General features: G+C 70.7%; 18 protein-coding genes. 12 read left to right on the top strand and 6 right to left on the bottom strand.

Annotated elements, in window-relative coordinates:
* Positions 1–128 precede the first annotated feature (128 nt).
* The gene (gene hflX / locus ACIP2X_RS29440; protein WP_401678440.1) at positions 129–1622 is read left to right on the top strand and encodes a GTPase HflX; all 1494 of its coding nucleotides are present in this window, start codon (positions 129–131) and stop codon (positions 1620–1622) included.
* Between the two features lie 80 nt (positions 1623–1702).
* Here the strand turns inward: hflX and ACIP2X_RS29445 are convergent, their stop codons facing one another.
* Together ACIP2X_RS29445 and ACIP2X_RS29450 are read right to left on the bottom strand one after the other, a co-directional pair.
* On the bottom strand, positions 1703–2953 hold the full coding sequence (locus ACIP2X_RS29445) for a trypsin-like serine peptidase (RefSeq protein WP_401678443.1): 1251 nt from the start codon (positions 2951–2953) through the stop codon (positions 1703–1705).
* Between the two features lie 79 nt (positions 2954–3032).
* Positions 3033–4256, bottom strand: a complete 1224-nt coding sequence (locus tag ACIP2X_RS29450) for a trypsin-like serine peptidase (protein WP_401678446.1) — start codon at positions 4254–4256, stop codon at positions 3033–3035.
* A 651-nt stretch (positions 4257–4907) separates the two neighbouring features.
* Here ACIP2X_RS29450 and ACIP2X_RS29455 point away from each other — a divergent pair.
* From ACIP2X_RS29455 to ACIP2X_RS29470, 4 genes are all read left to right on the top strand, one after another.
* Positions 4908–6269, top strand: a complete 1362-nt coding sequence (locus tag ACIP2X_RS29455) for an aminotransferase class III-fold pyridoxal phosphate-dependent enzyme (protein ID WP_401678448.1) — start codon at positions 4908–4910, stop codon at positions 6267–6269.
* Positions 6270–6458: 189 nt separating this feature from the next.
* Positions 6459–8531, top strand: a complete 2073-nt coding sequence (locus ACIP2X_RS29460; RefSeq protein ID WP_401678451.1) for an IucA/IucC family protein — start codon at positions 6459–6461, stop codon at positions 8529–8531.
* Between the two features lie 65 nt (positions 8532–8596).
* A complete protein-coding gene (locus ACIP2X_RS29465; protein WP_401678453.1) occupies positions 8597–9382 on the top strand; it encodes a GNAT family N-acetyltransferase in 786 nt (261 codons plus the stop codon).
* Between the two features lie 324 nt (positions 9383–9706).
* A complete protein-coding gene (locus tag ACIP2X_RS29470) occupies positions 9707–11692 on the top strand; it encodes an ATP-dependent DNA helicase (protein WP_401678454.1) in 1986 nt (661 codons plus the stop codon).
* A 407-nt stretch (positions 11693–12099) separates the two neighbouring features.
* Here the strand turns inward: ACIP2X_RS29470 and lexA are convergent, their stop codons facing one another.
* Complete coding sequence (gene lexA, locus ACIP2X_RS29475; RefSeq protein WP_356920975.1) at positions 12100–12879, bottom strand: transcriptional repressor LexA; 780 nt, start codon at positions 12877–12879, stop codon at positions 12100–12102.
* A 563-nt stretch (positions 12880–13442) separates the two neighbouring features.
* Between lexA and nrdR the strand changes: the two genes are divergently transcribed.
* Together nrdR and ACIP2X_RS29485 are read left to right on the top strand one after the other, a co-directional pair.
* On the top strand, positions 13443–13994 hold the full coding sequence (gene nrdR, locus ACIP2X_RS29480) for a transcriptional regulator NrdR (RefSeq protein WP_401678457.1): 552 nt from the start codon (positions 13443–13445) through the stop codon (positions 13992–13994).
* Between the two features lie 161 nt (positions 13995–14155).
* The gene (locus ACIP2X_RS29485; RefSeq protein ID WP_401678459.1) at positions 14156–17050 is read left to right on the top strand and encodes a vitamin B12-dependent ribonucleotide reductase; all 2895 of its coding nucleotides are present in this window, start codon (positions 14156–14158) and stop codon (positions 17048–17050) included.
* Positions 17051–17193: 143 nt separating this feature from the next.
* Here ACIP2X_RS29485 and ACIP2X_RS29490 read toward each other — a convergent pair whose 3' ends face one another.
* The gene (locus tag ACIP2X_RS29490; protein WP_401678461.1) at positions 17194–17727 is read right to left on the bottom strand and encodes a TerD family protein; all 534 of its coding nucleotides are present in this window, start codon (positions 17725–17727) and stop codon (positions 17194–17196) included.
* A 151-nt stretch (positions 17728–17878) separates the two neighbouring features.
* Here ACIP2X_RS29490 and ACIP2X_RS29495 point away from each other — a divergent pair, with 151 nt between their 5' ends.
* The 5 genes from ACIP2X_RS29495 (at position 17879) to ACIP2X_RS29515 (ending at position 21763) form a co-directional block, all read left to right on the top strand.
* Positions 17879–18484, top strand: coding sequence for a YdbC family protein (locus ACIP2X_RS29495; protein WP_401678464.1), 606 nt, complete (start codon positions 17879–17881; stop codon positions 18482–18484).
* Between the two features lie 118 nt (positions 18485–18602).
* A complete protein-coding gene (locus ACIP2X_RS29500) occupies positions 18603–19262 on the top strand; it encodes a histidine phosphatase family protein (RefSeq protein WP_401678467.1) in 660 nt (219 codons plus the stop codon).
* Positions 19263–19274: 12 nt separating this feature from the next.
* Positions 19275–20177: an ADP-ribosylglycohydrolase family protein gene (locus tag ACIP2X_RS29505; protein WP_401678470.1), complete on the top strand. Its 903-nt coding sequence runs from the start codon at positions 19275–19277 to the stop codon at positions 20175–20177.
* A 162-nt stretch (positions 20178–20339) separates the two neighbouring features.
* On the top strand, positions 20340–21041 hold the full coding sequence (locus tag ACIP2X_RS29510; protein ID WP_401678473.1) for a ribonuclease HII: 702 nt from the start codon (positions 20340–20342) through the stop codon (positions 21039–21041).
* A gap of 68 nt (positions 21042–21109) precedes the next feature.
* Positions 21110–21763 carry a hypothetical protein gene (locus ACIP2X_RS29515; protein WP_401678476.1) on the top strand — a complete coding sequence of 218 codons (654 nt, stop codon included), beginning with the start codon at positions 21110–21112 and terminating at the stop codon, positions 21761–21763.
* 375 nt (positions 21764–22138) lie between these two features.
* Here the strand turns inward: ACIP2X_RS29515 and ACIP2X_RS29520 are convergent, their stop codons facing one another.
* Entirely contained in the window at positions 22139–22762 is a 624-nt protein-coding gene (locus ACIP2X_RS29520) for a hypothetical protein (RefSeq protein WP_401678479.1), read from the bottom strand.
* Between the two features lie 249 nt (positions 22763–23011).
* Complete coding sequence (locus ACIP2X_RS29525; protein WP_401678482.1) at positions 23012–25177, bottom strand: RecQ family ATP-dependent DNA helicase; 2166 nt, start codon at positions 25175–25177, stop codon at positions 23012–23014.
* Between the last annotated feature and the right edge of the window lie 148 nt (positions 25178–25325).

Below are 25325 nucleotides of genomic sequence, written 5' to 3' on the forward strand. Positions count from 1 at the left end.
CGGGAATCTCCCCGGAGCCTCGCGCGTTGAGAACAGTGACGGACCAGCTACGCACAGGGGTCCGACAGGCTCTTCCGGCGCGGCGCCCCGCCGCCGCACCACGGTATCCCCAACGACGTAAGGACCCAATGACCTCCTCTTCTTCCCCTTCCCAGGACACCAAGCGCCTCGCGCACGACTTTCCCGAAGGTCTTCGGGCCGATGCCCTGATGGAAGAGGACGTCGCCTGGAGCCACGAGATCGACGGAGAGCGGGACGGCGACCAGCTCGACCGTTCCGAGCGTGCGGCGCTGCGCCGCGTCGCCGGCCTCTCCACCGAGCTCGAGGACGTCACCGAGGTCGAGTACCGCCAGCTCCGTCTGGAGCGGGTCGTCCTCGTCGGCGTCTGGACCTCGGGGACCGTGCAGGACGCCGACAACTCCCTCGCGGAGCTCGCCGCCCTCGCGGAGACCGCGGGCGCACTCGTGCTCGACGGTGTGACGCAGCGCCGCGACAAGCCCGACGCCGCGACCTACATCGGCTCCGGCAAGGCCGAGGAGCTGCGCGACATCGTGGTCGACGTGGGCGCGGACACCGTCATCTGCGACGGTGAGCTCAGCCCCGGCCAGCTGATCCACCTCGAGGACGTCGTCAAGGTCAAGGTCATCGACCGTACGGCGCTGATCCTGGACATCTTCGCTCAGCACGCCAAGTCCCGAGAGGGCAAGGCGCAGGTCGCCCTCGCGCAGATGCAGTACATGCTGCCGAGGCTGCGAGGCTGGGGTCAGTCGCTGTCCCGTCAGATGGGCGGCGGCAAGGGCGGCGGTCTCGCCACCCGTGGTCCCGGTGAGACCAAGATCGAGACGGACCGGCGCCGGATCCGCGAGAAGATGGCGAAGATGCGCCGGGAGATCGCGGAGATGAAGACCGGCCGCGACATCAAGCGCCAGGAGCGCAAGCGCCACAAGGTGCCCTCCGTCGCCATCGCCGGCTACACCAACGCGGGCAAGTCCTCCCTGCTCAACCGCCTCACGGGCGCCGGTGTCCTGGTCGAGAACGCCCTGTTCGCGACCCTGGACCCGACCGTCCGCCGGGCGGAGACCCCGAGCGGCCGGCTGTACACGCTGGCCGACACCGTCGGCTTCGTCCGGCACCTGCCGCACCACCTGGTCGAGGCGTTCCGCTCCACGATGGAGGAGGTCGGCGAGTCCGACCTGATCCTGCACGTGGTCGACGGTTCGCACCCGACCCCGGAGGAGCAGCTGGCCGCGGTGCGCGAGGTGATCCGGGACGTCGGCGCCACCGACGTACCCGAGATCGTCGTGATCAACAAGGCCGACGCCGCCGACCCGCTGGTCCTCCAGCGGCTGATGCGGATCGAGAAGCGTTCGATCGCCGTCTCGGCCCGTACCGGCCGCGGCATCGACGAACTGCTCGCGCTGATCGACAACGAGCTGCCCCGCCCCTCCGTCGAGGTCGAGGTGCTCGTGCCGTACACCCAGGGCAAGCTGGTCGCCCGCGCCCACGACGAGGGCGATGTCGTCTCCGAGGAGCACACCCCGGAGGGCACGCTGCTTAAGGTCCGGGTGCACGAGGAACTCGCGGCGGAACTGGCGCCGTACGTTCCGAGCCCGGCCGCCTAGCCGATCGACGGATCCGCCCGGCGCCTCCGACGGAAAAGGCCCGCCCCTGGTGTGAGGGGCGGGCCTTCGTCATCGGCGCGTCACCGACCGCCGTACGTCCGGCTCATGTTGTCGTACAGCGCCTGTGCGTCCTGCCCGAGCTGCGGCCCCGCGAGCCAGGTGCTGTCGGCCGGTCCGATCGAGGTGTTGGAGACCAGCACGGTCTCGCCGTCCACCACCCGGAACCAGCCGCCGCCCGACGAACCGCCCGTCATGGTGCAGCCGATCCGGTACATCGTCGGCAGCGCCGGGCTGAGCGAGAACCGCCCCGGCCGGTCGATGCACTTGAACATCTGCAACCCGTTGTACGGCGGACCCGCCGGATACCCCCACGCGCCCATCTCGCCGGACTCCGCCGCGGACGGTGCCGAGAAGTCCACGTCCAGCGCCGCGCCGACCGTCTCCTCCAGGGACTTGGCCCCCTGCTCGGGCTGCACGTGCAGCACGGCGTAGTCGTACGCCGCCCCCGCACCGCCGGTCGCCGAGCCGCCCTGCAGCCAGCCGCTGGAGGTGGAGGCCCAGTCCGCCCACCAGTTGCCGTACGGCGCCATCTCGCTGCTGGAGGCGTTGCCCAGCTCCGCCTGGGACTTGCCGAGGTCGTTGTAGGCCGGGGCGAACATGATGTTCCGGTACCAGCCGCCGCTCTGCCCCGCGTGCACGCAGTGGCCCGCCGTCCAGACGAGGTTGGACTTCCCCGGATGGTTCACGTCCTTGATGACCGTGCCCGAGCAGACCATCGAGCCCTCGGGGGAGTCGAAGAAGACCTTGCCGACCGGAGCGGCGTTGCGGTGGTACGGCGTCTTCTCCGCCTCGGCCCGGACCGGCGCCGGCTCCGGATCACTGACGCCCGGATCGGCCGACGCGTCCTTCGTCGACAGGGTCTTGTCGGCCACCTGCGCGGACTGCATCCGCTCCGGCTTCCACAGGCCCTCGATCACCGGATTGGCGAAGTCCTCGGCCTCGCTGAGCCACTTGTCCTTGTCCCAGTCCCGCCAGCCGCCGTCCTTCCAGGCGTCCACGTCGATGCCCGCCTCGGCGAGGCGGTCCGCGATGTCCGCCGGTATCCCGGCCTTGCCGTCACCGCCGTCGGCCTCCCGCGACGCCGTGGCGCCCGCCCGGTCGGCCCCCTCGTCCGCGCTGCCGCCGCCGCACGCGGTGGCGGTGAGGGCGAGGGCGATGAGCAGGGAGGAAGCGGCGAGGGAAGTGCGGGTGGCTTTGGTGGTGCGAGTGGCGATGGTGGTGCTGGTGGCTCTGGTCGTGCTGGTGGTGCGGCGCTCGAATAGGGAACGCATGGTGGTGTGACCCCCGTTGAGATGTCGTCAGAATGTGCTGGGCCGCGGTGTCACCTGTGCGTGGCGCGGCCCAGCATGATCACTGGCCGGCGAACTTGCCGCTCACGGCCTGGAACACACCCTCGGCCTCTTCACCCAGTCGCGGTCCCGCCAGCCAGCCCGAAGTCACCGGCCCTATCGAGGTGTTGGACACGAGCGCGGGCTTCCCGTCCGAGCCCGTCGAGACCCAGCCGCCCCCGGACGAGCCACCGGTCATCGTGCAGCCGATCCGGTACATCGTCGGGTCCGAGGCATTGATCGACAGACGACCCGGCTTGTCCTCGCACCGGTACAGCTTCTGCCCGTCGTACGGCGGCGCCGCCGGGTAGCCCGTCGCCGTCATGCTCTCCATCTCGGGCACGGCCGGAGCGGCGAAGTCGACCGGCAGCGCCGCGCCCACCATCTCCTCCAGCGACTTGCCCCCACTGCCGTCCTCCGGCGTCACATGCAGCACGGCGAAGTCGTACGCCGCCCCCTGGCCGCCGGTCGCACTGCCCTGCTCGATCCACTGGTCCGAGGTCTGCACCCAGTCGCCCCACCAGACGCCGTACGGAGCGACCTCCTCCTTGGTGGCGTTCTGCAACTCCGCAGCCGACATGCCCGCGTCGTTGTACGACGGCACGAACGCGATGTTGCGGTACCAGCCGCCGCTCTTGCCCGCGTGCACACAGTGCCCCGCCGTCCACACGAGGTTGGACTTGCCGGGGTTGGCCGGGTCCTTCACGACCGTTCCCGAGCAGACCATCGTGCCCTCGGGGGAGTCGAAGAGCACCTTGCCCGCCTCGGGGGCGTTGTCGTGGTACGACGCCGGCACGGCCTCCGCCTCCACCGGCTCGGGCGTCGGGTCGGTCACCCCCTGGTCACCGGAGATGTCACCCTCGTCGACCGCCTTGTCCGGCTCCTCGGCCTCCCGCATCCGGTCCGGGTCCCACAGGTCCTCGATGATCGGGTTGATGTAGTCCTCGGCCTCGCGCAGCCAGTCGTCCTTGTCCCAGTTCTTCCAGGCGCCGTTCCGCCAGTTGTCCAGATCGATCCCGTGCTCCTTGAGCTGGTCCTTGATGTCGTCCGGGATCTTGAACTCGCCGTCGGTCCCCGCAGTGGCCGAGGCCGACGCCTTGGCATCCACGGCGGAGTCACCCGAGTCGCACGCGGTGACGGTGAGCGCGAGCGTGGAGGCCAGCGCGACGGCGGCAAGCGCCGGGGAGGTTCCGCGGCGGGCGCGCCCCTCCCGGCGAGCGGTGAACGACGGCCGTATGGATCGCATGGTGTTACTCCCCCTGGTGGTGAAAGGACTCGGCGCCGCGGCCGCGATCCTGGCCGAACTCACCTGCGGTTCAGGCCGATCTCACGGCTTTCCGGGAACGGCACACCACACTATGCGCTCGCTGTGGGGGACTTCCGACGGAACGGCAACGGTTCCGTCACGGCAAGGATCTTGAAGCAACCCGTAACCCGGTGGCGGGACCGCGGTTGGTAGCGGTGGGGGCGGGGACCGGGGCCGGTCCTGTGTGCCCATGTACCACGTGGATCGCCTCGGGAGGTGTGCCGTCGACAGTGACCGTCCCGGGGTGCCGCGTGGGCGCGAGTCCTGCGACGGGCGCGTCGGATGTGTGGACGTCGTCGACGTCATCGAGGACACGCTTGGACGAGGCCCATCGGCATGGGTGACCCCATGGCCGTCTCGTGACGCTCCGGGCTCCGAGGGCGGCGTGCGCGCAGAGCACGTTCGGGCAAAGCACGTTCGGGCGGAGCAGTTGGGCGACGGGCGCGCGCATGCCGTGCGGCCCACCCGCACGTGAGCGCGCCGCCGGCGGAGGTGGGCGAGACGCCGCCGCCCGCCGGGAGCGTGAGACCAACTAGCCGCCCCACAGAGGCCGGAGGGTGCCCAAGAACGGGAGGACGAGGAGTCGTGCCAGTGACCGAGGGTGCCCCGCGCCGACAGCAGTCGCGCGAGACGGCGGCGCGGACCTACGCACGCGCCCTGCCGATCGTGCCGGTACGCGCACGCGGCATGACCGTCGAGGGCGCGGACGGACGCCGCTACCTGGACTGCCTCTCGGGCTCCGGAACCCTCGCTCTCGGCCACAACCACCCCGCCGTACTCGCAGCGATCCGCAAGGTCCTCGATTCGGGCGCCCCTCTCGACGTCCCCGACCTCGCCACCCCCGTCGAGGACTCCTTCGTCAGGGAGCTGAGGCGCACCCTGCCGCCCGGGCTCGCCGAACACGCCCGCGTGCAGTTCTGCGGCCCCTCGGCGACGGAAGCCGTCGAGACCGCCGTCGCGCTCGTACGCGCGGCCACCGGACGCTCCGGAATCGTCGCGCTGACGGGCACCGAGCGGGGACCGCTCGCGCCGGGCGGGTCGGGGAGCGGTTCTCGCTGCCCCTTCGGGGCCGCCGACGCGGGCCACGGCGAACTGGCGGCTCAACGGAGCGAGTCGGCTCAACGAGGCGAGTCGGCTCGTTCCGCCACGTCTGCGGCGACCGATCCCGCCGGAATCGTCGTCGAACCCGTCCACGGCGACTGTGGGGTCTTCCCCCTGTCCGACGCCTGGATGCGGGCGACACGGCGGTTCACCGCCGCCCGCTCCATCCCCCTGATCGCCGACGAGACGCGGACCGGCGTCGGCAGGACCGGTGCCTTCTGGGCCGTCGAGCACAGCGGGGTCACGCCCGACGTGATGATCCTCTCCGATGCCATCGGCGGCAGCCTTCCGCTGGCCGCGGTGATCCACCACGAAGCCCTCGCGCCTCCCCGGCCCATCGCCTCGTCCGGCCCCTTCCGCGGCAACCAACTCGCCCTCGCCGCGGGTGCCGCGACCCTCGCCCATGTCCGCGAACACCGACTCGCCCAACGAGCAGCGACCATCGGCTCTCGCCTCCTCTCCCAACTCGACTACCTGGCTGCTGAGTTCGCCTGCATCGGCGAGGTACGCGGACGTGGGTTGATGATCGGAGTCGAGTTGGTGGGGGATCGGGAAGCGGTTCATGACCGTGCGCCCCGCGATGAGTTCGGCACCGCGTGGACTGGCCGCGCTGCCGATTCGCCGGCGTCCGGGGAAGTACATGCCTACGGCGCGTATTCCGCCGCCCCCGGCCTGGCCGCCGCCGTGCAACGGGAGTGTCTCCGGCGCGGCTTGATCGTGGGCATCGCCCCTGGCCGACCGAGCGTCGTCCGGTTGCTTCCCCCGCTCACCATCACCGACGAACAGGCCTCGGCCGTGCTCGACCGGCTGGCCGACGCCCTGACGTCGGCCGCCCGAGCCCACCCCGCCTAGGGCCGCCAGACATCGCCACGCCCGCTTCGCCGCCCTTACGGCAACACCGCCCAGGGCGAACACTCCGGCGACACCGATCGACCCACCCCCTCCCACAGGTCGCGATAGCGGGAGCGCGGATGCAGATCTCCCCCACACCCCACGGCGCGCGCTGCCGCCCGAGCCGGATCGACCCCCCGAGGACCCGTCTTGACCACCGCCCCCACACCTGACGACTGTCTCCGCACCCCCGCGCAACGCCGCGACGGCTACGGGACCGAACCCGTACCCACGGCAGCGACGGTCCCCGGACAGCACAGAGATCGGCAGGAGCCGGCGCGCCTCGACGGCACCGTCACCGACCTCCTGGACCACCCCGACGCCCACACCGCCGCCGAGGCGGCCACCGTGGAGAACCTGCTGCGCTGCTGGGTACGCGAGACGAACCACCCCGCCCCCGCCCATGACACCCTCCTCATTCCGCTCCCCGCCACTGGCACCGCTCTCCTCGCCCCCGTGCGTTACTGGTCCCGCACGGGCTGGCACCGCTTCGGCCCACCCCGTCCGGCCGACGCCCCGGCGGACTCCCCGCCCCTCGACGCGGTCACCGTCGCCGCACTGCTCGCCCGGGAGACGCCCGGCGACTCGCACGCGAGCGCGCACGGACACCGCGACGATCGCGACGACCTCCACAACCGCGACGCCCGCGATGATCGCAACGACCACGACGACCACGACGACCACGACGACTACGACGACTACGACGATCGCGATGACCGTCGCGGCCGGGACGACCGATACGGCCACTGCAACACCGACCTCGTCGCGCGCGTGGCCGACTCCGTCCGCCGCGTCGCCACCTTCATCGGCGAGCGCGGACAGCCCCCCACCGACGAGGCGGACCTCTTCCTCGCAGCCGAGCAGGCACTGCTGCTCGGGCATCCCCTGCACCCGACCCCGAAGAGTCGCGAAGGCCTGACCGAGACGGAAGCGCGCCTCTGGTCACCCGAGCAGCACGGTGCCTTCTCCCTGCACTGGATGGCCGTGGCCCCCTCCCTGCTCGCCACCGACTCCGCCTGGACGGAACGCGGCCGCGTCGTCCCCGCAGCCCGGCTCGCCGCTCACCTGGCCGGGGCCGAGCTGCCCCTGCCCGACGGGTACACAGCCCTTCCCCTGCACCCCTGGCAGGCGCGCGAACTCCGGCACCGCGACGACGTCGGCACTCTGCTCGACGCCGGACTGCTCCGTGACCTCGGGGTACACGGGCCGGCCTGGCACCCCACCTCCTCCGTCCGCACCGTCTACCGGGGCCACGCCCCCGCCATGCTCAAGCTCTCCCTGGGCCTGCACATCACCAACTCCCGTCGTGAAAACCTCCGCAAGGAACTGCACCGTGGTGCCGAGGTCCACCGACTGTTGCGCACCGGGCTGGCCCAGCAGTGGCAAGCCGCGCACCCCGGCTTCGACGTGGTGCGGGACCCGGCCTGGCTCGCCGTCGACGGGCCGGACGGCAATCCGGTGAACGGTCTCGACGTCGTGATCCGGCACAACCCGTTCACGCCGACGGACGACGTCTCCTGCCTCGCCGGGCTCACGGCACCCCTTCCCCAGCCCTACCGCATGCCCCGATCCGACCGCCCGCAGCAGTCCGACCGGCTGTCCCACCGGTCCCGGCTGGCCGGGATCGTCACCGGACTCGCCGCCCGGACCGGTCGTCTGCGCGCGGCCGTCGCCGCCGAGTGGTTCCTGCGCTACCTCGAACACGTCGTCCGACCCGTGCTCTGGCTGGACGGCGAGGCCGGGATCGCCCTGGAGGCCCACCAGCAGAACACGCTGGTCCTGCTCGACAGCGACGGCTGGCCGGCAGGCGGCCGATACCGCGACAACCAGGGCTTCTACTTCCGCGAATCCCGGCGTGCCGAACTGGCTTCCCGGCTCCCGGGCATCGGCGAGCGCAGCGACACCTTCGTGGCCGACGAGGTCGCCGACGAGCGCTTCGCCTATTACCTGGCGATCAACAACGTGTTCGGTCTCATCGGCGCGTTCGGATCGCAACGTCTGGCTGACGAGGGGCTGCTGCTCGCCGCCTTCCGCCGCTTCCTCGAACGCGCCGCCTCCGGCCCCGTCCGGCTGCGCACCTCGCTTCCCTCCCGTCTCCTCGACTCACCCGTCCTGCGCTGCAAGGCCAACCTCCTGACCCGGCTGCACGGCCTGGACGAACTCGCGGGCCCCGTGGACACCCAGTCCGTCTACGTCACCATCGCCAACCCCCTCCGTCCCTGACCGACATCAACTCCCGCCACCCACAAGGAAGACGCCCCGACGCCGCCTTCTGAGAGGAGCCTCAAGTGCCTCCGACCGACGCGAGCACCGACGCGAGCACCGACGCCGCTGCCGACACGCCCCAGGACACCGACGCCGAGGACACGCTGGACCTGCGTCTGCCCAAGGAGTTCCTCGCCTTCCTGGCCGAGCAGGAACAGGAGGCGGACCGGTCCGAGCCTGCCGCGGAGCAAGGTCCAGCACCGGAACCAGGTCCAGCACCGGCCCGGCGCGCCCCTGACGACCTCCTCGACCAGGTCGGCGACTGGGGCCCCACCGACACGTCCGCAGGCGTTTTCCAGCTCGTCCCCGTGCGTGTGGAACGGGATCTGCCCCTCCTCGGCCGGTGGATGAACGACCCGGCCGTGGCCGCGTTCTGGGAGCTGGACGGATCCCAGGAGAGGACCGAGGGCCACCTGCACGCCCAGTTGAGCGGCGACGGACGCAGCGTCCCCTGCCTCGGCGTCCTGGACGGCACTCCGATGAGCTACTGGGAGATCTACCGGGCCGACCTCGACCCACTGGCCCGTCACTACCCGGCCCGTCCGCACGACACCGGCCTCCACCTCCTGATCGGCGATATCGCCAGGCGAGGACGAGGACTCGGCAGTCTGCTCCTCAGAACCGTGGCGGACCTCGTCCTCGACAGACGCCCCGCCTGCGCCCGCGTCGTGGCCGAACCCGACATTCGCAACACCCCCTCCGTGGCCGCCTTCCTCAGCGCCGGTTTCCGGTTCGCCGCCGAGGTCGACCTGCCTGGTAAACGGTCCGCCCTCATGGTGCGAGACCGGTCCCTCCGTCATCTGCTGTAGCGCTGAGCGACAACGTCATCACTTTTGGTACACCGCTCACGGCGATCCGGTTCCCACTCAATTTCTTCGCGTCGGCGAGGGAGTTCGACGAGGAGGTTCGCGACCCGACCAATCGAGCCGCTCTCGATCACTCGTCGCTCCCATCCATCCAGGCCCGATCCTCAGTGGTCCGTACCGATCCTGTGCCGCACCCAACCGATCCACAGGCCGGCCGGACCCTCGGCCCGCACCCCGTCACCGCGGGTCTTGATCTCACCTCCGTCCCACCCCCCACCTCCCCGTGATCACCCCTTTGTCAGTGCAGCGCCGTAGGGTGGTCGGGCTATGACGAAGCCCTCACTCCCCGAACTCCTGCATGCCGCCGTCACAGCCGTCGGCGGCACGGAGCGCCCAGGCCAGGTGACCATGGCCGAATCCGTCGCGGAGGCGATCGACGACGGCTCCCATCTGCTGGTCCAGGCCGGCACCGGCACCGGCAAGTCGCTGGGCTATCTGGTGCCCGCGCTCGCGCACGGGGAGCGGGTCGTCGTAGCGACCGCCACGCTCGCCCTTCAGCGTCAGCTGGTGGAGCGGGACCTGCCCCGCACGGTCGAGGCGCTGCACCCGCTGCTGCGCCGGCGCCCGGAGTTCGCGATGCTGAAGGGCCGGTCCAACTACCTGTGCCTGCATCGCCTGCACGAAGGCGTTCCGCAGGACGAGGAGGAGGGCCTCTTCGACCAGTTCGAGGCGGCCGCGCCCACCAGCAAGCTGGGTCAGGACCTGCTGCGGCTGCGGGACTGGTCCGACGAGACCGAGACCGGCGACCGTGACGACCTGACGCCGGGCGTGTCGGACCGCGCGTGGGCCCAGGTGTCGGTCTCGTCGCGGGAGTGCCTGGGCGCGTCGAAGTGCGCGTACGGCGCCGAGTGCTTCGCGGAGATGGCACGGGAGCGCGCCAAGCTGTCCGAGGTCGTCGTCACCAACCACGCATTGCTCGCGATCGACGCCATCGAGGGTGCCCCGGTTCTTCCACAGCACGAGGTGCTGATCGTGGACGAGGCCCACGAGCTGGTCTCCCGGGTCACCGGCGTCGCCACCGGCGAGCTGACCCCCGGCCAGGTCAACCGCGCCGTCCGTCGCGCCGCGAAGCTCGTCAACGAGAAGGCCGCCGACCAGCTCCAGACCGCCGCCGAGGGCTTCGAGCGGCTGATGGAGCTGGCCCTGCCCGGCCGGCTGGAGGAGATTCCGGAGGATCTCGGCTACGCGCTGACGGCACTGCGCGACGCCTGTCGCACGGTTATTTCCGCGATCGGCGCGACCCGCGACAAGTCCGTCCAGGACGAGGACGCGGTCCGCAAGCAGGCGCTGGCGTCCGTGGAGTCGGTGCACGACGTGGCGGAGCGCATCACGCAGGGCTCGGAGTGGGACGTCGTCTGGTACGAGCGCCACGACCGCTTCGGCGCCTCTCTTCGCGTCGCCCCCATGTCGGTCTCGGGCCTGCTCCGGGAGAAGCTCTTCGCGGACCGGTCGGTGACCCTGACCTCGGCGACCTTGAAGCTCGGCGGCGACTTCAACGGCGTCGGTGCCTCCCTGGGGCTCGCACCCGAGGGCACCGAGGGCGACGACCTCCCGCAGTGGAAGGGGGTCGACGTCGGCTCGCCCTTCGACTACCCCCGGCAGGGCATCCTCTACGTCGCCAAGCACCTGTCGCGTCCCGCGCGTGACGGTGATCGCGCGGACATGCTCGACGAGCTGACGGAGCTGATCCAGGCTGCGGGCGGGCGCACCCTCGGGCTGTTCTCCTCGATGCGGGGCGCCCAACTGGCCGCCGAGGAGCTGCGCGCACGCATCCCCGAGTTCCCGATCCTCCTCCAGGGCGAGGAGACCCTCGGCGAGCTCATCAAGAACTTCGCGGCCGACCCCAGGACGTGCCTGTTCGGCACGCTGTCGCTGTGGCAGGGCGTGGACGTGCCCGGGCCCAGCTGCCAGCTGGTCGTCATGGACAAGATCCCGTTCCCGCGCCCCGACGACCCGCTGATGAGCGCGCGCCAGAAGGCGGTGGAGGACGCCGGAGGCAATGGCTTCATGGCGGTGGCCGCCACTCACGCGGCCCTGCTGATGGCCCAGGGCGCCGGTCGCCTGGTGCGGGCCTCGGGGGACCGCGGTGTGGTCGCCGTGCTCGACCAGCGTCTGGCCACCGCCCGCTACGGGAGTTATCTGAAGGCGTCACTGCCCGACTTCTGGTACACCACGGACCGTAACCAGGTCCGGAAGTCGCTGTCCGCCATCGACGCGGCGGCGAAGAAGGCGGAGGCCGAGGCGGCCCACTAGCGGAGCTCGCGTCGTGGGCGGGTTCCGGACCGGGCTCGGCGGTCATGGGCCGGACACCCGGCTTTCCGGCCCAACGGCTCGCAGGTCCCGGACGACTCGCCTTCGGGCCATCGGTCATCAGGTTCCGGACGATCTACCTTCGGGCCCATCGGTCCTCAGGTTCCGGACGATCTGCCTTCGGGCACGTCGGTCCTCAGGTTCCGGACGGTCGGTCTTCGGGGCATCGGCCATCGGGTCCGGGGCGACGCGCCTCCCGGGCCCATCCGCCCTCGGAGCCCGGACGGCGGCCCGCCCTCCGGCCCCCTCGGCATGTGCGCCGGACAGCACAGGACCCCGGAACCGGCGCAGAGGTCCCGGGGCCCGGTCAGGGAGGGCGGCGGTCTCGAAAGGGCCGCCCGCGGCGGGCGTCAGACTCGACGCAGAACTGCGACCACCTTGCCGAGGATCGTCGCGTCGTCGCCCGGAATCGGCTCGTAGGCCGCGTTGTGGGGCAGCAGCCAGACGTGGCCGTCCTCGCGCTTGAAGCGCTTGACGGTGGCCTCGCCGTCGAGCATCGCAGCCACGATGTCACCGTTCTCGGCGACCGGCTGACGGCGGACGGTGACCCAGTCGCCGTCACAGATCGCGGCCTCGATCATCGAGTCGCCCACGACCTTGAGCACGAACAGCTCACCGTCACCGACGAGCTGCCGGGGGAGCGGGAAGACGTCCTCGACCGACTCCTCGGCGAGGATCGGGCCACCGGCGGCGATGCGGCCGACCAGCGGAACGTAGGAAGCGGCCGGCTTGCCCGCGGTGTCCGTCGGCTGCACCGACGCGGCCTGGTCGGAGCCGCGCACCTCGTAGGCGCGGGGGCGGTGCGGGTCGCGGCGCAGGAAGCCCTTGCGCTCCAGTGCCATCAGCTGGTGGGCCACGGAGGACGTGCTGGACAGGCCGACCGCCTGGCCGATCTCCCGCATCGACGGCGGGTAGCCGCGGCGCTGCACCGAGTCCCTGATGACCTCGATCACCCGGCGTTGCCGGTCGGTCAGCCCGGAGCTGTCCGCCCGGATGCCTGGAGGTCGGCCCGGCAGGGAGCGCTTTTGCCCCTCTGGGTTCGTGGCTTCGTTCATCGCATGCACCGGCTCGAGTCGGCCCTGGGAGCGGTCCTGGGCAGTGATGGTGGCACTGTCTGCGGTGGTGGTCACGTCGGCCCCTCTCGATGGTCTCCCTGCTGGACAACGGTAGTTGCTTTCGAAAGGTTGCGCCAAACACACGTTCGAGTGAAAAAGCGCGAATCACGGGGTGTGATCGTGCGCCTGGGTGTATGGCTGACGCGGAGTCCCGCGGACAAAAGCGTCGATTGTTGTACCCTTCACCGCCGAGGTGATCCCTCGTGGAGCGCGGCCCAGTCTGCCATCCGGTGCCCTCCGGGCCGGGTATCGGCCCCCTCGGACGCGGGAAGTCGTACGTCTTCTCCGTGTGGCGCCCACGGTATCTCCCCACCTGCGACCTTGATACGGCCGTGCGCCCAGGTCACCCGAGCGCCGCACGTGCGCGGGGAGCCGGATGGTGCCGCCGTCGACACGCGAGTCTGGGTGGATGTGCGAGCCAATCCCCACATGTAGTGGTTGGATGGCTACAGCAGCCCAGAAGTTGTGGTCCCCCCGGTCTTGGCTCGCACGATCATCGCCTATGCTTGTGCTCGCTTCGAGGGGCCCAAGGGTCTGTTGAGGCTATTGAGTCTGCTTGTGAGGAGGGATGGGAATCCATGCACTGCCCCTTCTGCAGGCACCCCGACAGCCGTGTGGTCGACAGTCGTACGACCGACGACGGCACGTCGATCCGCAGGCGCCGCCAGTGCCCTGACTGCTCCCGTCGTTTCACGACCGTGGAGACGTGCTCGCTCATGGTGGTGAAGCGCTCCGGAGTCACCGAGCCCTTCAGTCGCACCAAGGTCATCAACGGGGTGCGCAAGGCGTGCCAGGGGCGACCCGTCACCGAGGACGCGCTCGCGCAGCTCGGCCAGCGGGTCGAGGAGGCGGTGCGGGCCACCGGGAGTGCCGAGCTGACCACCCATGACGTGGGGCTGGCCATACTCGGTCCGCTGCAGGAGCTGGACCTCGTCGCCTATCTGCGCTTCGCCTCCGTCTACCGGGCGTTCGAGTCGCTGGAGGACTTCGAGGCGGCCATCGCGGAACTCAGGCACCAGCGGGAACACCCCGCCGCGGACAACGGCGCCGGCGGCGTGGGGAGCCAGGAAGACGACCGCGGGTCCGGAGGGGCTGCTCAGCTCCCCGAGCCCGCGCGCTCCGCCGACTGACAGGTGGGCCGGGCCCGGGGGCGGCATCCGGACCGGCCGGTCGGCGGCGACAGAAGACCTGTTGCGGGTGGCAGTGGCAGGGCCCCGCAACACCAGACAGAACACGTGCCACGGGAACATCGTGGCACTTCAGGGCGTTTTCGCCCGTAGAGGGAGGCGGCATGACAGAGACGGCGAGCGGTCCGGCACGGAGTTCCCGCGCCAAGGGCACCAAGGCGACCAAGGGACTGCGTATCGAGCGCATCCACACCACCCCCGGCGTGCACCCGTACGACGAGGTGGCCTGGGAGCGCCGTGACGTCGTCATGACCAACTGGCGCGACGGCTCGGTCAATTTCGAGCAGCGTGGCGTCGAGTTCCCCGACTTCTGGTCGGTGAACGCGGTCAACATCGTCACCAGCAAGTACTTCCGCGGTGCCGTGGGCACCCCGCAGCGCGAGACCGGCCTCCGGCAGCTGATCGACCGCATCGTGAAGACGTACCGGAAGGCCGGCGAGGACTACAACTACTTCGCCTCGCCCGCCGACGCGGAGATCTTCGAGCACGAGCTGGCCTACGCCCTCCTGCACCAGATCTTCAGCTTCAACAGCCCCGTCTGGTTCAACGTCGGCACGCCCCAGCCCCAGCAGGTCTCCGCCTGCTTCATCCTGTCCGTCGACGACTCCATGGAGTCGATCCTCGACTGGTACAAGGAAGAGGGCATGATCTTCAAGGGCGGCTCCGGCGCCGGCCTGAACCTCTCCCGCATCCGCTCCTCCAAGGAGCTGCTCTCCTCCGGCGGCAACGCCTCCGGTCCGGTCTCCTTCATGCGTGGTGCCGACGCCTCCGCAGGAACGATCAAGTCCGGTGGCGCCACCCGCCGCGCCGCCAAGATGGTCATCCTCGACGTCGACCACCCCGACATCGAGGACTTCATCGAGACCAAGGTGAAGGAAGAGGAGAAGATCCGCGCCCTGCGCGACGCGGGCTTCGACATGGACCTGGGCGGCGACGACATCACGTCCGTCCAGTACCAGAACGCCAACAACTCGGTCCGCGTGAACGACGAGTTCATGAAGGCGGTCGAGCAGGGCGGGAAGTTCGGTCTGCGTGCGCGGATGACCGGCGAGGTCATCGAGGAGGTCGACGCCAAGGCCCTGTTCCGCAAGATGGCCGAGGCCGCGTGGGCCTGCGCCGACCCGGGCATCCAGTACGACGACACGATCAACCACTGGCACACCTGCCCGGAGTCCGGCCGCATCAACGGCTCGAACCCCTGCAGCGAGTACATGCACCTGGACAACACGTCCTGCAACCTCGCCTCGCTGAACCTGATGAAGTTCCTCAAGGACGACGGCAAGGGCAACCAGTCCTTCGACGTCGAGCGCTTCGCCAAGGTCGTCGAGCTCGTCATCACCGCGATGGACATCTCCATCTGCTTCGCGGACTTCCCGACGCAGAAGATCGGCGAGAACACGCGCGCGTTCCGCCAGCTCGGCATCGGCTACGCCAACCTCGGCGCCCTGCTGATGGCGACCGGCCACGCCTACGACTCCGACGGCGGCCGTGCCCTGGCCGGCGCCATCACCTCCCTGATGACCGGCACGTCGTACCGGCGCTCCGCCGAACTCGCCGCGGTCGTCGGCCCGTACGACGGCTACGCCCGCAACGCCCAGCCGCACCTGCGGGTCATGAAGCAGCACTCCGACGAGAACACCAAGGCCGTCCGCATGGACGACCTGGACACGCCGATCTGGGCCGCCGCCACGGAGGCCTGGCAGGACGTGCTGCGCCTCGGCGAGAAGAACGGTTTCCGTAACGCCCAGGCGTCCGTCATCGCCCCGACCGGCACCATCGGTCTGGCGATGTCCTGCGACACCACCGGCCTGGAGCCCGACCTCGCGCTGGTCAAGTTCAAGAAGCTGGTCGGCGGCGGCTCGATGCAGATCGTCAACGGCACCGTCCCGCAGGCCCTGCGCCGCCTGGGCTACCAGGAGGAGCAGATCGAGGCGATCGTCGCCCACATCGCCGACCACGGCAATGTCGTCGACGCCCCGGGCCTCAAGCACGAGCACTACGAGGTGTTCGACTGCGCCATGGGCGAGCGTTCCATCTCCGCGATGGGCCACGTCCGCATGATGGCCGCGATCCAGCCCTGGATCTCCGGCGCCCTGTCCAAGACGGTCAACATGCCGGAGTCGGCGACCGTCGAGGAGGTCGAGGAGATCTACTTCGAGGCCTGGAAGATGGGCGTCAAGGCGCTCGCCATCTACCGCGACAACTGCAAGGTCGGCCAGCCCCTCTCCGCCAAGACCAAGGAGAAGGAGAAGACGGAGATCACGGAGAAGGCCGAGGCCGCCATCCGTGAGACGGTCGAGAAGGTCGTCGAGTACCGCCCGGTCCGCAAGCGCCTCCCGAAGGGACGTCCCGGCATCACCACGTCCTTCACCGTCGGCGGAGCCGAGGGCTACATGACCGCCAACTCCTACCCGGACGACGGTCTCGGCGAGGTCTTCCTGAAGATGTCCAAGCAGGGCTCGACCCTCGCGGGCATGATGGACGCCTTCTCGATCGCCGTCTCGGTGGGCCTGCAGTACGGCGTGCCGCTGGAGACGTACGTCTCGAAGTTCACCAACATGCGCTTCGAGCCGGCCGGTATGACGGACGACCCGGACGTGCGGATGGCGCAGTCGATCGTCGACTACATCTTCCGCCGCTTGGCGCTGGACTTCCTGCCCTTCGAGACGCGCTCCGCGCTCGGCATCCACTCCGCCGACGAGCGTCAGCGTCACCTGGAGACGGGTTCGTACGAGCCGTCCGACGAGGACGTCGACGTCGAGGGCCTGGCCCAGTCGGCGCCGCGCGCCCAGGAGCTCAAGGCCGTCGTCACGCCGAAGGCCGAGGTCGAGGTGGCCGAGCCCGCCCCGAGGCAGGTGCACACCAGCGCCGAGCTGGTGGAGATGCAGCTGGGCATCCAGGCCGACGCCCCGCTGTGCTTCTCCTGCGGTACGAAGATGCAGCGCGCCGGCTCCTGCTACATCTGCGAGGGCTGCGGCTCGACGAGCGGTTGCAGCTGACGTCTGAGTGACACTCCCTGACGGCGAGGGGCGCCGGCTTCGTGCCGGCGCCCCTGGTCGTGTGCGCTCAGGTCCCGCTCGGTCGGCGGGATGTCGACATGTGGTCACGACATGTGGTCGCGACCCGTGATCACGCCATCTGGTCACGACATGTGCGGGCGGCCCATCGTGCTGGTGAAGGCGACGGGGTCGTCCTCGAAGCCGTGGACACCGGAGTGGAAGTCCCACGCCCCGGAATCGCCGCGGACGAACTCCGCGACCCTGGCGGCCGTAGAGCCGAGGACGCCGCCGAAGTCGTCCGTGGCGAGATCCGCGTAGCCCTCGCGGATCCGCAGGGACGGCTTGATCACGCTGACGAACGTGCGCCGGTCGGGCCTCTGCTGGATGACGACGCCGACCACCACGCGCCCGTAGCGGGCGTCCAGCCGGTCGAGTTCCACCGTCATGACCTCGTCCCACCCGAAGCCCTTGCCGTCCTTGCTGTCCCGGTTGAGCGTGATGGTGCCGTCAGGGGAGCGGCTGTCGAAGTGGACCGTGTAGGCGGGATCGCCGTACGGATCCTCCGCCAGGTAGGTGGCGGCCACTATGTCCAGATCGCTCGGCGGCTGCCCCGGTCCACTCGGGTCCCACTTGACCGCGATCTCGACCTTGCGGATCCCCTTGCTGATGCCGCTCATCGGACGTCGTCCCCCTTCTCCTGCGCCCGCAGCCCGAACTGCCGGGCGATTGAAGCCGGTTGTCCATCCTGCCACGCGCGTGGGCGGGTGTGCGCGGGTGCGCCTCGGCCGAACGTGACCGGCGCCACGCCCGTGGCCGTACGATGGCGCGGTGCTGGTCAAGTGGATTCGCTGCACCGTGGTGGACCGCCGCGGCTTCGAGCGGGGGCAGCGAAAATGGGCGGGGCTTCCGGGGGAGCCGGGATTTCGGGGACAGGGCGGAGGCTGGAGCCGGAGCCGGCCCTCGGTGGCGCACATCTTCGCCTTCTGGGAGAGCCGTGCGTTCTACGACTCCTTCATGGCCCGCTCCCATGACCGGCTGGCGGCGGCACAGGCCGGAACCTTCAAGGACGCCCAGGTCAGGCTGTTCGACTACCGCTTCGACGTGAAGACGGGCTTCGAACCGCGCTTCACGGACGCCGACCTCGTCCGCGTCGCGCTGTGCCGCGTCCACGAGCAGCGCGTCGACAACTTCACGCTGATGCAGGAGAAGGTCTGGAACCCCGCCATGGCGGGTTCTCCGGGGATGATCCGGGGCCTCTTCGCCGAGGCGCCGGGGCACGAGTTCATGGTCCTGTCGATGTGGCGGTCGGCCGCCGAGCACGGAAAGTACCGCACCGAACGCGTGGAGAGGCTGGCTCTGCGGGCCCAGACGGAGGCGGACGTCGCGGCGCTGACGGGCGACATCGTGGAGCTGGAACCCAGCTGGATCGTCTGAATCCCGGCTCCGCGGAGCGTGCGCCTTATGTGGCGTATGGTGCGGGAAGTGTGTGACCTACGCCGTATGGAGCCCGTACGAGTGCTCGATACGGCCTCGCCCGAACTAGGGTTTTGGCATGGCACGACCACGGCGCATCGTCCTTGTCCGGCACGGCGAGTCAACGGGCAATGTTGATGACTCCGTGTACGAACGCGAACCCGATCACTCACTGGCACTGACCGAACGCGGATGGCGACAGGCCGAGGAGGCCGGCAAGCGGCTCCGTGATCTCTTCGGACGCGAACAGGTGAGCGTCTACGTCTCGCCCTACCGCCGCACCCACGAGACGCTCCGCGCCTTCCACCTCGACCCCGACCTGATACGCGTACGCGAGGAGCCCCGGCTGCGCGAGCAGGACTGGGGGAACTGGCAGGACTGCGACGACGTCCGGCTGCAGAAGGCCTACCGCGACGCGTACGGGCACTTCTTCTACCGCTTCGCGCAGGGCGAGAGCGGCGCCGACGTGTACGACCGGGTCGGCGGCTTCCTGGAGAGCCTGTACCGCAGCTTCGAGGCGCCGGATCATCCGTCCAACGTGCTGCTGGTGACGCACGGCCTGGCCATGCGGCTGTTCTGCATGCGCTGGTTCCACTGGACGGTCGCCGAGTTCGAGTCGCTGTCGAACCCCGGGAACGGCGAGATACGGATGCTCGTTCTGGGGGAGGACGGCAAGTACACGCTGGACCGGCCGTTCGAACGCTGGCGAGACCCGGAACCGTACGGGATCACCGAATAGAGTGGCAGAGCAATGACTGACTCCTCTCCCGGCGGGCGCCTGGATCGCGCCTTGGCCAGCCTGCGCGGACTCGCCGTCGGTGACGCGCTCGGCTCCCAGTTCTTCGTGCCCGCGAACTATCCGCTGCTCAAGTGCCGCGAGCTGCCACCCGGCCCCTGGCAGTGGACCGACGACACGGAGATGGCCTGCTCCGTGGTCGCCGTCCTCGCCGCCCACCACCGGATCGACCAGGACGCCCTCGCCCGCTCCTTCGCCGAGCGTCACGACTTCGACCGCGGCTACGGCCCGGCGGTCAACCGGATGCTCCGGCTGATCCGCGAAGGCGGCGACTGGCGGGAGCTGTCCTCCGCGCTCTTCAACGGCCAGGGATCCTGGGGCAACGGCGCCGCGATGCGCATCGCCCCGCTGGGCGCCTGGTACGCCGACGACCCCGAGCAGGCCACGCACCAGGCGGAGATCTCCGCCTATCCGACGCATCAGCACCGTGAGGCGGTGGTCGGCGCCATGGCCGTCGCGGCGGCCGCCGCTCTGGTCGCGGCCCCCGGCGGACCGCCGAGCCCCGAGTCGCTGCTCGACGGCGTCGTCGCCCTCGTGCCGAAGAGTGCCGTCGGGGCGGGCCTGCGCCGCGCCCGGGACATGCTCGACTACGGCGACCCGGGAACGGTCGCGGCGGTACTGGGCTGCGGGCGGCGGACGTCCGCCCATGACACGGTGCCCTTCGCCCTCTGGTCGGCCGCCCGCTCCCTCGGCGCGTACGAGCAGGCCTTCTGGACGACCGCACAGGCCGGCGGCGACGTGGACACCACCTGCGCCATCGTGGGCGGCGTGCTCGCGGCGGGGGAGGCCGGGGCACCGCCCGCGGAGTGGTCGGAGCAGACGGAGGCGCTGCCCGACTGGACGGGGGTACGGGTCTAGAGCCGGCCGTCTTTCCGGTTCGGTTCACGAGTGCGACGGTGTCGGCGCGGAGCGCTTCCGTGACGGCATGCCGAACGACCTGTGCACGCGCCGTGCCCCTGGCGGCGTCTTGGGGGACCGGGGTGTCGGAGTCGGTCGCGGGCGGCGTAATCTAAGGGCGCCATGCCGTACGAACCACCTACTCACACCGTCGAGCGCTCCCTCCGCGCAACGACCGGAGCGAAGATCATTGCCGGTGTCGACGAGGTGGGGCGTGGCGCTTGGGCCGGCCCCGTGACCGTCTGCGCGGCGGTCACCGGACTCCGTCGGCCTCCCCTGGGTCTCACCGACTCCAAGCTGCTCACCGTGAAACGACGGACCGAGCTGGCCGAGTTGTTGCGGACCTGGGTGACGTCGTACGCCTTGGGGCATGCCTCTCCGGAGGAGATCGACGACCTCGGGATGACGGCGGCACTGCGGATCGCGGCCGTGCGTGCTCTGGACGCGCTGCCGATCCGTCCCGACGCGGTGATCCTCGACGGAAAGCACAACTACCTCGGGGCGCCCTGGCAGGTCCGCACGGTGATCAAGGGTGATCAGTCGTGCGTGGCCGTCGCGGCTGCCTCGGTGATCGCCAAGGTTCAGCGCGACAAAATGATGGCCGAACTGGGTATCGACCATGCAGACTTCGGTTTTGCGGACAACGCCGGGTATCCCTCACCCGTGCACAAGGCCGCACTGGCGGAGCGGGGCCCCACCCCCTACCACCGGTTGACGTGGGCGTATCTTGATGCGCTGCCGCAATGGCGGCACCTCAAGAAGGCCCGCAGCTGGGCGGACGGAAACGTTCCGGAGATCGACGGCCAGCTCGGCTTCGACTTCTGACGCTTCCGGTCGCACGTATGTGCCACCCGCTGGCGCGACCCGTACCAACGTTTGATAGACATCAACTCATGCCTCTCATCCCCGAGGAGCCTCAGATTCACGAGAGTGCCCAGGGTCCCCGCGCTGCTTCGGCCACCGGCCGTACCGCGCCGACCCCTCGTCCCGTACCCGGCCCCCGCCCCGCGGCCCCGCCGCGTCCTGGTCGTCCCGGCTCTCTCCGGCCCTCGCCGCCGGCGCAGCGTTCGGGTGCGGTCGGGTCTGCCAAGCCCGGCCCCGCGGGTCCGGCCGCAACTGTCACCCCTGCCGCGCCCGCTCCGGCCTCGGCCCCGGCGACCCCGCAGATCCAGCTGATCCCGGCCCCGGCCGAGGGCGCGCTGGACGCTGCCGAGGAAGCCGTGGACCTGCTGCTGGACTCCGGCCGCGCCCCCAGCGACGTGCTGGTGGTCACCACCGGCGAGCCGCACCCCTGGGCCGCTCACGAGCTGTCCTTCGGTGAGGCGTCGTACTGGGCGCAGCACGACGCGGGCGACGACGTCTTCTACACGGACGCCGCCGTGGCCGAGCGTGCCGCGTCCCGGCCTGTGGTCGTGGTCGCCGTCAACGGTGGGTCCGACACCGCTGCCGCCACCGCACTGCCCCTGGCTCTGGCCCGGGCCGGCGCCCTGCTGATCGTCTGCGGTGACCCGCAGCAGATCAACTCGGTGCTGGGCGCCGGCGTCTGAGCCGGTTCCAGCAGGTCGGGGGCGTCGGGTCGGCGTCAGCGTCGGACCGGCGGCAAGCGCACGGCGGGGTCTTCGGCGTGCTCGCCTGCAGGCCTTGCCGGGTGAGCTGCGGGCCGGCGTCCAGGCCGTACCGGGTAACCGGCGGGTCGGCGTCAAGGCCGTGCCGGGCAACCGGCGGACCGGCGCTCAGGTCGTGTGGGTGCCCGGTGTGCCGGCGTGCGGATCGCCGGGCTTGGGTGAACGGCGTGCTCGCGTGCGCAGCGCCGGGCCTGGGCGACCGGCGTGCCCGACGGCCGGGCGGGTGCGAGCTGGCGGTTCGTGCAGGCGTCCGGTGCCGTGCGGGTGCGTTGGTGCCGTCGCCTTGGCCCGTGGCCCTCAGCGGGCAGCCACGCGGCTCAGGATGTCGGAGGCGGCGCCTCCGGTGCGCGGCAGTGGGGGCGGAGCCTCCGACGTCGCGAACGGCTCGGGCGTCGACACGGAGCTCGGGCGGCGTCCGCCCCGGCCCTCACCGAGGACCTGCCAGCCGTCGCGGGTCAGCGTGATGTACGCCCCGCAGCGCAGTCCGTGCAGTGTGCAGGCGTCACGCAGGCCCCACATCCACGCGCCGTCCTCCTCCGTCCAACGCGCGTCGCCCTCCCGGCAGTAGAGCAGGACGGCGGTCCGTACCGGTGTGCGGCGGCGCAGGTCGTGCGGGATGACCCGGCGCAGTTGGTCGAGCAGCGCGTTACGGAACATCCAGCCGTCGGCGCCCGCGGGACGCCTGGTGAACGAGGCACTCGCGCACAGCCGATCGTCCATGTCGAGGACGGCCACGACCGCCGTCGAAGGGCCGGGGCGGTGCCGCGTGTGCAGCCCGCTGACGACTTCGCGAGGGTTGCGCAGCAGCGGGATGCCGGCGGCGGCCCACTCCGCGGGTTCCAGCAGTCGCGTCCCGGCGTTGACTGATGCGGCGGAAGTCGACGTGGATGCCGCGGAGGACGGAGCGAATCCGAAGGTCACGTTCCTCCCTTCGGCTACGCGCCCACACTGCGGGCGGGGTCTGGATCGGGGGAGCGCACGCCGCAGCAGAGCCCTACCTGGTCACGGGGTGAGCCGTGCGGGGAGCGGACCTCAATTCTTCCCGCCGAACTGGGATGCGGCAACGAGCAATTGGGGCGCCCGACCCTTATCGAATGGTCCGTGGCTTATATCCGTACCCGGCGGCGTGCCGAGTGATGCGAAGAGGGACGGCGCAGGTGGCCGCTTCGATCAGCCCTGTACGGCAAGGACGAGAGGCAACACCCCCTGCGCACCCGCGCGCCGGAGCAGGCGGGCCGTGACAGCGAGGGTCCAGCCCGTCTCCGTGAAGTCGTCGACCAGGAGCACGGCGCCGGGTGTCTCGGCCAGCGCGGCGCCCAGGGCGGGCGGGACGGTCAGGGCTCCGTCGAGCGCTTTGAGGCGCTGAGCGCTGTTGCTCCGCGAGACCGGTGGCACGTCGGCCGCGTACTCCAGCGACCCCAGCAACGGCAGCCGGCCGATCTCCGCGATGCGCGCGCCGAGTGAGCTGATCAGCCGCGGCCGGGTACGTGAGGCGACCGTGACCACGCCCACGGGACGTGGCTGGGCGTCCGCCGCGCCCGGAGCCCAGCCCCCGGGGCCCTTGGCCCAGTCGGCCAGGACGCCGACCACCGCCTTCGCCACGTCGTCCGGCACCTGACCGTCCGGGGCGTGCGGGGCGAGCATCGGCCGCAGCCGGTTGCCCCAGCCGATGTCCGACAAGCGTCCCAGCGCGCGGCCCGGCGAGGCCTGTTCACCGGCCGGAATGCGGCCCTTGAGGTCCACACCGATCGCCGGCAGGCCGGTCGGCCACATACGCCGGGGTTCCACCTCGACGCCCGCCCGGCCCAGATCGACGCGGGCGGCGTCCAGCGCGGCCATGGAGGTGTCCGCGGTGAAGCGCGCACCCGCGCAGTTGTCACAGCGACCGCAGGGCTTGGCGCCCTCGTCGTCCAACTGGCGTTGCAGGAACTCCATGCGGCATTCCGTGGTCGCCGCGTACTCCCGCATCGCCTGCTGCTCCGCCTTGCGCTGGCGGGCCACCCAGTCGTAACGCTCCGCGTCGTACGTCCACGGCTGTCCGGTCGCGATCCAGCCGCCCTTGACCCGGTGCACCGCACCGTCGACGTCCAGAACCTTGAGCATCGTCTCCAGCCGGGAGCGCCGCAGCTCCACCAGCGGTTCCAGGGCGGGCAGCGACATGGGTCGCTCGGCGCGTGCGAGCACGTCGAGCGTGCGGCGCACCAGCTCCTCCGACGGGAAGGCGAGGGAGGCGAAATACTCCCAGATCGCCTCGTCCTCCTTGCCCGGCAGCAGGAGGACCTCGGCGTGCTGGACGCCACGACCGGCGCGGCCGACCTGCTGGTAGTAGGCGATGGGGGACGAGGGCGAGCCGAGGTGGACCACGAAACCGAGGTCGGGCTTGTCGAAGCCCATTCCGAGTGCCGACGTGGCCACCAGGGCCTTGACCTTGTTCCCGAGCAGGTCGTCCTCGGCCTGCTGGCGGTCGGCGTTCTCCGTCTTCCCGGTGTACGACGCGACCACGTGCCCCCGATGGCGCAGGAACGCGGTGACCTCCTCGGCGGCGGCCACGGTCAGCGTGTAGATGATCCCGGAACCCGGCAGGCCGTCGAGGTGGTCGGCGAGCCAGGCCATGCGGTGCGCGGCGTCGGGCAGCGGCACCACAGCGAGGCTCAGGCTCTCCCGGTCCAGCGGGCCGCGCAGCACGAGGGCGTCCGACGTGCCGCCGGTACCGAGCTGCTCCGCGACGTCAGCGGTCACGCGCGCGTTGGCGGTGGCGGTGGTCGCGAGCACGGGCACGCCCGCGGGCAGATCGGTGAGCATCGTGCGCAGCCGCCGGTAGTCCGGGCGGAAGTCGTGGCCCCAGTCGGAGATGCAGTGGGCCTCGTCCACGACCAGGAGTCCGGTCGCGGCCGAGAGCGCGGGGAGCACCTGGTCGCGGAAGTCCGGGTTGTTGAGGCGCTCCGGGCTGACGAGCAGGACGTCTACCTCGCCCGCGGCGATCTCGGCCTGGACCGCGTCCCACTCCTCCGTGTTCGCGGAGTTGATCGTCCTGGCGTGGATCCCGGCGCGGGCAGCGGCCTCGACCTGGTTGCGCATCAGCGCGAGCAACGGGGAGACGATCACGGTGGGACCGCTGCCGCGGGCGCGCAGCAGCGAGGTCGCCACGAAGTACACCGCGGATTTGCCCCACCCCGTGCGCTGCACGACCAGGGCCCGGCGCTTCTCGGCGACCAGCGCCTCGATCGCGCGCCACTGGTCCTCGCGCAGCCGGGCCGTGCCCGTGGCGTCGCCGACCAGGCGGGCGAGGACGGCGTCGGCGTCCGCGCGGAGTTCCGCGTTGCTCGTGTGCTCCATGCGTCCATACAACAGGACGGCACTGACAGACGGGCGACTCGGCCGGGGTCGGCGCACCCGCCAGGAGCCCGCCACCACGAGGTGTCGTGTCCCTGATCGGACTTATCCACAGGTCTGAGCGGAGTTTTGGATTCCGCGAGATCGTCGG

The organism is Streptomyces sp. NPDC089424, assembly GCF_044749345.1.
GTDB lineage: Bacteria > Actinomycetota > Actinomycetes > Streptomycetales > Streptomycetaceae > Streptomyces.